The sequence below is a fragment of the Providencia sp. UF-224 genome, assembly GCF_058245955.1.
This window is the reverse complement of record NZ_JBSICC010000001.1, coordinates 404862-416897: the sequence shown is the minus strand read 5'-3', so window position 1 is coordinate 416897 and position 12036 is coordinate 404862. Positions and strand designations below refer to the sequence as shown.

Genomic DNA, 12036 nt, shown 5'->3' with positions numbered 1-12036 from the left:
CGCTCCTTAACTCAGCAGGCTGCCAATGGGCAGAGTCACATCCAACAGCTTATCAAAGGCATAGAAAAGAAATATGCCAAGGACAGGCCCTGAAATCACCGCGGCGATAGGGGTTGCGCCGAATAACAGCGCGACACTGATGGTCAATAAACTGGTGGCGATGGGAAAACCCAACCACTCAAACGCCCATGCATAAATCACCAAGGATAAAATTAATAATGCAAGGCGGCGCAGTACATAAGGTTTCGGCCACTCAACGGCTTCTTGCTTACCAAACAGCAGGGCAAGCGCACACATCGCCATTAAGGAGAGTATGGCAACCGGAAAAGGGCGGGGGCCCAGTGGTTCATAAGAGAACTCACTTTGGATCCCCCAGCCAATATAAATTCCGATGACACACAATATCAGCCAGACTAGGGCAAATATGCGTTGGCTCATCGTCGGCTCCGTTATTTGGCTAAACCAAATGCACGGGCTTGTTCACGATATTGCTCGATTTCTTTTTTCACATAGCTATCGAGCTCTTGCCCCGTTAAGTTGTATTCAAATAACCCGCGCAATTCGCGTTGCTTCTTGAATTCGTCGGTTTGTTGCAGTTTTTGGAAGGCTTCAACCCATTGGTTGTAATCTGCATCAGAGACTTTTGGCCCCATATAGAACCCACGAATAATCGGCCAAACAATGTCATAGCCTTGTTCTTTGGCAGTTGGAATATCAGCTAAACCATCACCTAGGCGTTTGTCTGCATACACGGCAAGAATGCGAATTTTGCCTTCATTGATATACGGGGTCATTTCACTGATATCCCCCGATAACACTTGAATATGGTTACCTAACAACGCCGTTAAGGTTTCCCCGCCGCCTTCAAAGGCAACATAGCGCATTTTGCGTGGGTCTATATCAATGGCTTTAGCGAGTAACGCAGTCTTCATCCAGTCTTGGCTGCCAATAGAACCCCCTGCACCGAAGACAATGCTATTGGGGTCTTTTTTAAAGGTATCCATTAAATCTTTGAGGGATTTATACGGGGAGTCAGCACGTACCGCTATCATGCCGTAATCGCTACCCACACTGGCAAGCCAACGCACATCGTTTTCGTTATAACGGCCAAATTTACCTTGGGCGAGATTGAGTAGCGAACCACCCGAAAAGGCGACAATGGTGCCGGGTTCCGCAGGGCGCTGTGCGACGATGGCATTGTAGGCGACTGCACCAATTCCACCCGGCATGTAGGTCACCCGCATTGGTTTTTCAATTTCTTTGGTTTCCAACATGGAAACTTGGACTAGCTTACAAGTTAAATCAAATCCACCCCCCGGTTTAGCAGGGGCGATACATTCAGTCCGCTCAGGAAGCGCAACTGCGGAGTTTATACCAACTAAAAATATTGCTGTTGCTAAGGTGTTTAATGTGAACTTTTTCATTCTTTATTTCCTTACTAAGCCAATAATTAGAGGAACAAATTGTGGATTTCTTATTGTGTTTGCGAGCTCATCATTGGCTGAGGAAGCTTTCATTTACCTTTCATTAACAAATAATATTATTTTTATGTGATATATATCAGATTGTTTTATATTTTCGCTTCTTTGTTATGTTAATTTAATGTTAATTTAACGCCATTAACGTGCTTGTAACGTCAGAGTTGTGATGAACACAGTAAAAATGATGACAATTGCTTTTCATTCATGATGGGGAATGCCAACGTATACCAATAAGTAATAATAATGAGTGTGCGTATGCGAATTTTATTGGTTGAAGATCATGATGAATTATCGTTGTGGTTACAAAAGGCCTTAACGTCGTCAGGGTTTGCCGTGGATGTAGCACCTGATGGTGCGATTGCAGATCAGTTGTTACAGACTGAAAATTACACGTTAGTCGTTTTGGATGTATCCCTTCCTCGAATGAGTGGGCTTGAAGTATTGGCGCAAATGCGAAAACGTCATCAAGAAACGCCTGTTTTATTGTTAACGGCGAACTCCGATGTGGCAGACCGCGTGCAAGGGTTGAACGCAGGGGCGGATGATTACCTCACCAAACCATTTGATATCGCGGAGTTAGAAGCGCGAATTCGTGCACTGTTAAGGCGTAGCCAAGGGCAGGTGAATGAGCCTCAGCGTTTTGGTTCGCTGTGTTACCACGAAGAAGGTTATTTTTTATTATGCCAAGAGCCATTAGGGCTCACGCCTAGGGAATATGCGGTATTAAATACCTTATTCCATCGGCGAGGGCGGCCTGTTTCAAAAACGCAATTATTTGAGCAGGTTTTTTCGTTGTCAGATGAAGCCAATTTACAAAGTATTGAATTATATGTGCATCGCGTAAGAAAAAAATTAGCGGGTTCAGACATTAATATCAATACGTTACGCGGATTGGGATACCGATTAGAGCAGTGTAGTGTATGAAATTAGTCTCTCATCCACGCTCTCTCTTTCATCAGTTACTGCTTTTTTTCGGTATCCCGCTCATTTTGTTGGGCAGCTTTTCTGTTTATACCCACTACTACAGTGCAAAATATGCGTCTAATTTGGCGTATGATCGCACGCTTCTTGCCTCCGCACGGACGGTTGCAGAAAGGCTACAAGTTACCGATGGTCACTTATCAGTTAATGTGCCCTACGTGGTGCTTGATAGCTTCGAATTGAATAATAACGACAGAATTTTTTACCAAGTGATTTCCCCTGAGGGGGAAACTATTTCGGGTTATGATGACCTACCTCCCATCCCCCCTTATTGGATGCGCTCCCAGCACTATACCGCTCTGGTTTACTTTTATGATGCGGAATATAAAGGCCTACCGATACGCATCGCCACTTTTTTTCAGCCCATAAATGAAGGTGGTATTGCGGGAATGGTGGAAATCCGTGTGGCAGAAACCGTCTATTCACGGCAAGATTTAGCCAATCAATTATTAATATCCGCATTAATGAGCCAAGGAACCGTGGTGTTTTTAACCTTGTTACTTGCCTATATTTTATTGAGTAAGCTTTTGACTCCATTGAAAAAACTATCAAACTTGATGTTAGGGCGCTCAGCGAATGATTTGACGCCATTGCCGAACCTGTTGCCGTGGTCGGATTTATCACCGTTAATTGAGGCACTTAACCGTTATATATCGCGATTAAAACGCATGGTAAGGCGCCAAGAACGCTTTAGTGCGGATGCCTCTCACCAATTAAAAACGCCATTAACCGTGTTAAAAACCCAAGTGTCCGTTGCCATTAATACTGAAGATGAAAGCCAGCGCCAACAAAGCTTACAAGCGATCAATCAAACGCTGGATAACACCATCGTACTGACGGATAGGCTTTTGCAATTATCTCGCTTAAAAGCCCATGAAAAATCGGCAGTTAGCCAATATAGGGCGATTAACTTAGTGGAGATTGTGCATCAAGCCTGTTTTACTCGACTCGGCCAGGCAGAAAGCCAGCGGATTGATTTGGGCTATGAAGGGCTTGATACAGCATGGATTAAAGGTGAACCTCTTTTGCTTGCTGAGATGTGTGCCAATTTAATTGATAACGCGATTAAATATACCCCTGAAGGCGGGGTGGTGACTGTGCGAGTGGTGAAGGATGAAAGTACTCAGCAGATTGTTTTAGAGGTTGAAGATTCTGGTCCCGGTATCCCTGATGCGAAAATTAGCCGCTCCATGGAGGCATTTACACGGTTAAATAATGCATTAGGGAAAGAGGGAGCAGGGCTTGGCTTAGCATTGGTAAAAGATATTGCCAGTTACCATGATTCAGAACCGCAATTATTAAAAAGTGAATCATTGGGTGGGTTGCTTGTACGCATTGCTTTTACCGCGAGTCATGCGCCAACTCGTTAAAAAATAAGGGCACTCTTGATTGAGCGCCCTTTGTTTCTACATTTTATTTTTTTAGTGCACTAAAATCCCATTTTTCTAAGGCTTTGATGGAATCTTTGTCTTGGTATTTAGCCCCTAACTCAAGGTAATCATGGGCTTTTTGCAGATCTTCTTTGCTCTTGGTGCCAACCCAACCGTTATAGTACATATAGGCAAGTTTGTATTTTGCCATGGCATGGTGAGTGCCTTGTTCTAAATCGGTCATATCATAGTACTTGGCTGCTCGAACGTAATCTTTTGGCATACCTTGGCCGAAGTAGAGCATATCTCCTGCTAAGTGTGCGGTATTACTGTCATTTTGCTGGGCGCCTAAATCAAAATAATACAGGGCTTTTGCAAAATCCTTTTCAAGTCCACGCTCGTTGTCTTTACGGTATAGGTTGCCCAAAATGTTGTAGGCTCTTGGGTAGCCATTTTTACCAGCAAGTTCATAATAATAAATCATTTTTTGTGTGTCTTCAGGGACCATTTCGCCTCGTGCGTAGTTGATCCCTAACGAGAACGCGGCCATTTTATCACCTGCTTCAGCTTTGACGCGCTTCGCTTCAATTTGTTCAGCAAAACGGCCATATTTTTGGAAGTCTTGCTCTTCTTTAAAGCGTTTATCAATTTCTTGCTTATCTTCCGCTGAAAGGTTATTCATCAACTCAATCTTGTCAGTGTCTTTTTCCAACTTTAACGCGATGTAATACGCGTGTTTGGCATCATTTTTGCGAGTGTAGGCATTATAGAGGCTACCAAGTGCGTATTTATCGTGATATTTCAAGGAAATTTCAAACCATTCAATGGCTTTATCGAGATCTTGCTCAACACTACATTCACCTTCGAGATAGAGGTCGCCCATGGCACGAGATAAATCCTCAGGTTCTTGAATATAGGTTCTATCCGTATTTTTCTCGAACTTGCCTTTTTCTAACCACTCTTTCAGGTAGGTGCCTGCTTTATCCATATCCGTATTGCGGCTATTGGAACAGTAGCGCCCTGGGGAATTAATTTCATAGAGCATTTTGATTGCACCCATATCCCCTTGTTTATAGGCCTGTTCCAGATACTCTAACGCTTTTTGTGGATCACTACTGGCGTAATAGTGATATAAGCGTTTGAGGGCGTCAGGGCGGTTTTGGGCTTCACTTTCGAGTAAAGCAAAGTATTTCTTATCATCTTTGCTACGATTAAGGTCGTTCTTCTCGCTGCGAATACCTTTTTGGTACAAGTTTGCTAAGGAATTAAACGCTTGTTTTGAAAGATCGCTATCAGTAGATTTCATCCCCTCTTGCAGATATTGAATTGCAGTGTTGTACTCGTCAGATTCAAAGAGAACACGGCTATCATATAAGTAATCACCTGCGAGTTGCACTTTAGAGAACAAGTCGCCCCTTGCTACGCCATCAAGGTAATTTTGGCGCTTGGCTTGGCTACTTTCGGTCACATTGTCTAGAGATGGATAAACAGCGAGGTTACCGCCAGCAATGGCTTTTTTGTACCAAAGCTGCGCGGCAGAAGCGCGGCCACGGGATTTATACCAATCCCCTAGTTGACCAGCGGCCGCCGCATCGCCATTTTGTGCAGGGACGACGGTGGTGTCATACAGTTTTGTGTATTCTTCAACACGGCTCGGGTTAGAATATTTTCTCAAGTAAACAATGGCTTCATCCCAATTTGGTTCAACAATCAGCGTTTCCTTATCGTCTGAGAGCTCGCCCATATACAGTATTTCACTGTACAGAATAATGGCGTTATCGTTTCCTTCATCACTGGCCATTTTCAAATATTTCTTGGCTTGCTGGCGGTCTTCTTTCACACCGTTACCATACAAATAGGCACGGCCAACCTTGTATTATGCGGTTGCATTTTCATTTAGCGTTTTCATTCCAATATCAAAGTCATCCATGTATTTGATATATTCATTTCCCCAACTACCTGATTTTAGGTAGTATTCACGGGCTTTTTGGCGATTAGCTTCGACTAATGGACTACCATTTAAATATTGGTGAGCCAGTTCGCGGGTATAGTTTTTGCTACCAAGGGCGGCGAGTTGGTCATAATAACCAATGATTTTGCTTTTGTTCGCGCTCAGAAGTTCGGTATTTTCATTATAATAGTCAATCAGCTCTTCAAGTGCCGTTTCGTTATTCAGTTTGGCGCTTTTCGCTAAGTATTCCAGCCATTTTTGCTGATCGACTTTTTGCCCATAATTTCCGAATTTATACGCATTGGCGAGGGTGCGAATTGCATCTGAGTCATTGTTTTTTGCATTGGCCTGAATGGTAATAAACGAGGCTCTCGCTTTTTCAATTTCTCTTTTACGTGATTTTAAAAAACTGAAATCAGGGTCAGAGATTTTGTTGAAATACTCCATCGCGAGGTCATAGTTTGCATCTTCCCCATAATCCCCTTTTTGGTAGATTTCACCCAGTTCATATAAGCAACGGTTACTGCCTAATGCTGCACAACGTTTATATTGTGGGACGATGTCATCGGGTGTTAACCCTGAGATGGCTTGGAAGCGGTCTTTATAATAGGCCTTGTCATTGATGTAATTCACGCGGTCAAGGTTTTGCACAATGTATAACATTGCGGATGTACTGCCTAAATCTGCTGCGTTTAAAATGGTCTCGTAGTAAGGTTTGAGTTCGTCATTGGTTAGCGCGCTAACATTCTTTAAGTTTGTGAGTTGGTTTATGCCATATTGATAAGTGATATCGGCGTCAGTGCCAATCAGTGGCTCAATCAATTTTTGCGCTTCGGCGTTTTTTTCATTAGTCGCTAAGTGAACGAGTAATGTTTTGGTATCACTGCGATTTAAGCCTATTTTAAATAAAATATCGTAGGCGGTGGCCAGTTCTTCGGGCGTTAACGAGGATTTTGCACGAGATGAGTCGAGCAAATCCACCAGTATATTGGCGATGGTATTGGTTTCAGAGGGCTGATATTTAAGCAGGGCTGCAGCGTAATAGACACGCCCGTTATAATCGTATTTACTTGCTTTTTCATATAGTTCAAAGGCTAATTTTTTATTATTTTCTGGGTCTTGGCGCAGTAAGTAATCCGCATAGTAATGCGCTAATGCATCATTGTCGCGTTCGATAACGTCTTTCTTTAAGATATCAACAATGGTTTTTTCATCCACAAATTCTTTTATATCATAACGATAGTATAAATGAACTAGCATGCGATCTGCGGTGGATGGGTAGCCTCGTGAATCTAAGTTATCTTTCAGTATTTGCGTGGCTTTTTCGAGGTTTTTTTCAGTACCGAAGCCATTAATATAACCACGAGCAAGTTGCATTTGGGTTTCATAACTTGGCTTAATGCGATTTGCTTTTACTGTCGCCTCAAAAGATTTTTCTGGTGAATATAATACACTGCCTTCCGTGCCATAAACTTGGCTGGCAAGGATTTGCGCCTTTGCTGAATTTGGGTACTTCTTCATTAACTCAGGCAGATATTTCGCCACTGTCTCATTGAGTTTTTTCGTGGGAAAATCATAGTTAGAGATAGCGCGCTGAGTAATGGTAATCAGTGCTTCTTGATGGCCAATATCGGCTGCAGAGGTTAAATATTTGTTGGCTAAGGCATCATCTCGGTCAATAGAACTAAAAGTGGTACCTGAATAAGCGCGATAAGCCTCATACATTGCGTCAGGGTATTGCTGGTCAGCAGCCTCGGTGAGCGCTTTAATTTTTTTATTATCAGCAAGGTAACTTAGGTACAGTGCTTTGGGTTTCTTTTGTTGTATCAGAGGGCGCAAATAGGCCATGGCGCGCAATTCACTGCGCTTTACTCCGTCACCCTCACTGTATTTGTGATAGAGCGTGTAAATGGCGTATTCTTCACCTTTACTGGCTCTTTCTTCAAGATTGGCGAGAACTTGTTGTTTCTCTTCAGCCGTCTGTGAACCATACAGCGATAAAGGCGCTGGCTCTATATCATTGCTTTGGGAAATAAAATCTAACGTAGAGGAATAAGACATGCGCTCGTATTTTTTCGCCAATGCAGGGTTTGGTGCAATCCCATCGCCACCGTTTTCATAAATAGTGGCAAGCAGCATGGCAGGTAATGGGAAATCTCTGCTAACCAGCGGCGTTAAGATTTCAACGGCCTTTTTATTGTCTTTATCAAATTGATGGGCAATATAACCCAGCGCAAATTTTGATAAGTTGGAGCCTTGATCAGCGGCTAAGGTAAAGTATTGGCGTGCCAGTTTGATATCTTGGGGGATTTCGTCGTATCTGTCCTCCATGTACACGCTGCCCACTAACTCTTGCGCTTCGATAACGCCTAAATCCGCGGCTTTGGTGAGTGACGTGAGACCACTTCTATCTTCAGGCGTATCATCCATCTCGCGGTTATAGCGGTAATAACCGAGGTTATAGAGCGCATTCTTATTATTAGCTTCAGCGGCCTTGATTAAATAACGCTGCGCAGCTTCATCATCAGGCTCAATACCAATTCCATCTTTATACATCATGGCTAAGGCATACGCAGATTGAGGATCGTTGTCGGCATTTTTTTGGAACTGCTCAACAGCGGCTTTAGTATCACCTTGTTGATATAAGTCGTACCCAGCTTGGGCTGAGTTGGATTGGCTTGATGCATTGATAAAATAAATGCCGGCTGCAATAGCGATTATTATCAATGCAAACAAACCTATCTTAAGCTGTTTAGTCATGGTTTTTCCTTGTCATGGCTTATCAGATTGTTTGCCACGCTCCTGTGTTTAGTGCATACCCTAGGCTAATACTACTAAAGAGGTATTTTGTTTGGCTTAAGTCTAATTGCTTATGGAGAAGATTCAATCGGATTAGGTCTACAATGAGCAATAAGGTGACTTTGAGCTTACCAATGGCAGAAAAATAATGAATAACTGAGTGATGATAAAATGTCACAAAGCATTAAGGTTGATAAAAAAGAGTCAAAAAAATTAAGAAAGTGAGGGAAAAGCATGGATTATTTTGTGAGGGGCTTTCAAACATAGCCCCACAATGTGGGGCATATGAGTGACGACATTGCTTTATTGCTTTTGTAATTCTATTTTACTGGCAAGTATCCTTTTGAACCACCTTTTTTTCACGGCGGAACATTTGTGTGAGCGGGGTTCGTAACTGCTGCGCTAGCATCACACCCAGTAATACCACGCCTCCACCGATTAAATGATAGCTTTTTAGTTCTTCACCCAAGGCGAAAATAGCGATAATTGCAGTGAATACTGGGGCGAGATTCATAAATATGGACGTGGTATTTGCCCCTAAGCGCATCACGCCTTGGATCCACATAGCGGGTGCGATAATTGAGGCGGCAATCCCCGCAAACATCACTAACCCAATGTTGTGGCTATTCAGTGCCACATCGTCTGCCATTAAAAAGTTTGGTAACAGTAAAATCACCCCAAAGAAAATTTGTACATAGAGCGAATCCCAGCTAGAAAGCTGAATTGACCAACGTTTAGTGAGTACACCATAGAGGGCGTAAGCCGCAGAGGCAACAATCATCATTAACTCGCCTTGGCCTAACCCATGGGAGAGTAATGAACTTGGATTGCCTTGACTGACCAACCACAGTAAGCCAAACAGCGACAAAGCGGAGCCAAGAACGATGCCCACTGTTGGGATCACTCGCAAAACAAAAATACTGATGATAACTGTTAATAATGGGATCAGTGAGTTCATGATCCCCATAAACGTGGCGCTGACACTGTGTGCGGCATAATAGGCTAAGCTTTGGTATAGCATCATTCCTAGCGCCCCTAAAATGGCTAATTGCCACCAATGTTTCATCACCACTTTATGGTTTCGTAGCACAGAGCGCAGTACAAAAGGCGTCATAACAACTAGCGCAAGTGCCCAGCGGTAAAAGGAAATTGCCGCAGGATCAATGGCCGTGGACGCCGCTTTGTTGACGATGGCGTTGACTGACCATAACAAAACCGCAATCAGCGGAAAAAGCAAATTCTTCATTAACACATTCTCCCATATCGAATGTGATCCAGTATACATCTGACCGATTTTTTATATATACTGATAACCAGACAATCGATAACGCTTTTCAGACAGGTATCATGGGAAATTCAAAATTAGATATTTGGCAAATCAGTGAATGCAATATTATTGAGCCTGAACTTATTGCATTTCGCCACGAACAAACCGCTGCACTTACCGAATACAAGTCACATTCACACCCATTTGGGCAGATGCTGTATGTGGTGTGCGGTATTATGGAAATGGAAGTGGCTGGAAAGCACTACTTGGCGCCGCCTGAATTTTGTATTTGGATCCCCGCGAATATCCCCCATGCTAGCTTTAATAAAGAAAGTGTCAAATTTCGTATCGTGGATTTCTCACATGAATATAATGAGGTGTTAGCTCAGCGCCCTTGTGTGGTTCGTTTAAGCCCGATATTTCAATCCATTATGACGGATATGTACCAACGGGGGGTTGTTCAACCCGAAACGGAACAAGATTTACGCCTTGCCAATGTGTTGATTGACCAATTTTCACTTTCCCCATGTCAAGACACCTATTTGCCCGCCACTAAGGACAAATTTTTAGCTCCGATTTTACAAGAACTGCAAAACGACCCCGCTGATAACACCACGCTGGCGGAATGGGCAAAACGTTATTATACCTCAGAGCGAACGTTATCAAGGCGTTGCCAACAAGAACTCGGTATGTCATTTAGTGAATGGCGGCAACGTTTACGCTACTTACATGCCGTCGCTGGCTTAGAGCGCGGAAAAAGCGTGCATGAAGTCGCGTTAGATGTGGGATATAGCTCAGCATCGGCATTTATTGCCATGTTTCAACAAATTTCTGGGGTGACACCTGACCGTTTTCGTGTGAAAGAATTTGCGATGGACGATAACTTTAGCCTAGAGCGCTAACTCTCGTAGGCATCTGGGGTAAACCGTGGCAAAATATTGTGATACAGAGCAAAATTACCAATCATTGGGACACACAGCGTGAAAATTTTAGTTGATGAAAATATGCCTTATGCTCAGGCACTGTTTAGTGAGCTAGGCGACGTCAAAGCTGTACCAGGACGTCCAATTCCTGAACAAGAACTCATTGATGCAGATGCATTAATGGTTCGCTCCATCACCAAGGTCAATGAATCACTTCTGAGTAATACGCCGGTTAAATTTGTCGGCACTGCAACTGCGGGCTTTGACCATGTGGATACAGCATGGTTATCCAGCGCCAATATTGGTTTTTCTTCTGCGCCAGGCTGTAATGCCATTGCGGTGGTGGAATACGTATTTTCCGCTTTATTACTGCTCGCTGAGCGCGATAACTTTGATTTACGTGATAAAACGGTTGGGATCATTGGTGTTGGCAATGTAGGTGGCCGTTTAGCCACGCGTTTAAATGCATGGGGCGTGAAAACGGTTTTATGCGATCCGCCACGTGCTGCAAAAGGGCAAGATGGGCCATTTGTGGCTTTTGATGCGCTGCTTGCTCAGGCTGATGTACTGACTTTCCATACCCCGCTGAATATGGCAGGGGAATATCAAACCTTCCATTTGATGGACAAAACCCGCTTAGAAAACTTGCGTGACGGCACCATTTTAATCAATGCCAGCCGTGGTGAAGTGGTTGATAACCAAGCGTTACTGGCTGCACTTCAGCAAGGAAAGAAAATAAGTGTTGTGCTGGATGTTTGGGAGCCAGAGCCTGACTTAAATACCGACCTGCTCCATTTAGTCGACATCGGTACGCCACATATTGCAGGCTATACCTTAGAGGGCAAAGCGCGCGGAACGACGCAAGTTTATGAAGCTTACTGTCAGTTTCTCGGCAAATCGGCGCACGTTTCCCTCTCATCGCTATTGCCAAAACCCGATATCAGCGAATTGACTTTCAATGGTAAATTAACGCAAAACCAGCTCAAAAGGTTAGTGCATCTAGTGTATGATGTGCGCCGTGATGATGGCGCATTAAGAGCCGTTGCAGGTATCAAAGGTGAATTTGATAAGCTGCGCAAAAATTACCAAGAGCGCCGCGAATGGTCATCCCTGAATGTGATTTGTGATGACCCGCAAACTGCTATGTTGCTCAGCGAGCTTGGTTTTCAGGCGCGCTTAATTCACGCATCATAGATTTTAGTAATATGAACTTCTGATTAAATGACTTCAATTATTGAGGTCATTTAATTTTTTATTTTTTAGA

9 protein-coding genes and 1 pseudogene are annotated in these 12036 nt (G+C 43.4%); 4 read left to right on the top strand and 6 right to left on the bottom strand.

The window, feature by feature from the left end; translation table 11 throughout:
* Nucleotides 1–6: 6 nt before the first annotated feature.
* On the bottom strand, nucleotides 7–438 hold the full coding sequence (locus AC4IFO_RS02055; RefSeq protein ID WP_353243190.1) for a tripartite tricarboxylate transporter TctB family protein: 432 nt from the start codon (nucleotides 436–438) through the stop codon (nucleotides 7–9).
* 11 nt (nucleotides 439–449) lie between these two features.
* A complete protein-coding gene (locus AC4IFO_RS02050) occupies nucleotides 450–1424 on the bottom strand; it encodes a Bug family tripartite tricarboxylate transporter substrate binding protein (protein ID WP_219247153.1) in 975 nt (324 codons plus the stop codon).
* A gap of 312 nt (nucleotides 1425–1736) precedes the next feature.
* Here AC4IFO_RS02050 and tctD point away from each other — a divergent pair, with 312 nt between their 5' ends.
* Both tctD and AC4IFO_RS02040 read left to right on the top strand, forming a co-directional pair.
* The gene (gene tctD / locus AC4IFO_RS02045) at nucleotides 1737–2405 is read left to right on the top strand and encodes a transcriptional regulator TctD (RefSeq protein ID WP_490731505.1); all 669 of its coding nucleotides are present in this window, start codon (nucleotides 1737–1739) and stop codon (nucleotides 2403–2405) included.
* On the top strand, nucleotides 2402–3832 hold the full coding sequence (locus tag AC4IFO_RS02040; protein ID WP_490731402.1) for a sensor histidine kinase: 1431 nt from the start codon (nucleotides 2402–2404) through the stop codon (nucleotides 3830–3832). Before tctD ends, AC4IFO_RS02040 begins: the two co-directional genes overlap by 4 nt.
* A 43-nt stretch (nucleotides 3833–3875) precedes the next feature.
* Here AC4IFO_RS02040 and AC4IFO_RS02035 read toward each other — a convergent pair whose 3' ends face one another.
* The 4 genes and pseudogenes from AC4IFO_RS02035 to AC4IFO_RS02020 all read right to left on the bottom strand — a co-directional run bounded on the left by AC4IFO_RS02035 (nucleotide 3876) and on the right by AC4IFO_RS02020 (nucleotide 9828).
* The gene (locus AC4IFO_RS02035) at nucleotides 3876–5138 is read right to left on the bottom strand and encodes a hypothetical protein (RefSeq protein WP_490731503.1); all 1263 of its coding nucleotides are present in this window, start codon (nucleotides 5136–5138) and stop codon (nucleotides 3876–3878) included.
* Nucleotides 5139–5624: 486 nt separating this feature from the next.
* A pseudogene (locus AC4IFO_RS02030) lies at nucleotides 5625–5696 on the bottom strand (hypothetical protein); the annotation flags it as partial.
* A gap of 12 nt (nucleotides 5697–5708) precedes the next feature.
* Nucleotides 5709–8543, bottom strand: a complete 2835-nt coding sequence (locus AC4IFO_RS02025; RefSeq protein ID WP_490731400.1) for a tetratricopeptide repeat protein — start codon at nucleotides 8541–8543, stop codon at nucleotides 5709–5711.
* 364 nt (nucleotides 8544–8907) lie between these two features.
* The gene (locus tag AC4IFO_RS02020; protein ID WP_490731398.1) at nucleotides 8908–9828 is read right to left on the bottom strand and encodes a DMT family transporter; all 921 of its coding nucleotides are present in this window, start codon (nucleotides 9826–9828) and stop codon (nucleotides 8908–8910) included.
* Nucleotides 9829–9929: 101 nt separating this feature from the next.
* Between AC4IFO_RS02020 and AC4IFO_RS02015 the strand changes: the two genes are divergently transcribed.
* Entirely contained in the window at nucleotides 9930–10751 is an 822-nt protein-coding gene (locus AC4IFO_RS02015; protein WP_490731396.1) for a helix-turn-helix transcriptional regulator, read from the top strand.
* Nucleotides 10752–10829: 78 nt separating this feature from the next.
* The gene (gene pdxB, locus AC4IFO_RS02010; protein WP_490731394.1) at nucleotides 10830–11966 is read left to right on the top strand and encodes a 4-phosphoerythronate dehydrogenase PdxB; all 1137 of its coding nucleotides are present in this window, start codon (nucleotides 10830–10832) and stop codon (nucleotides 11964–11966) included.
* The last annotated feature ends 70 nt before the right edge of the window (nucleotides 11967–12036 follow it).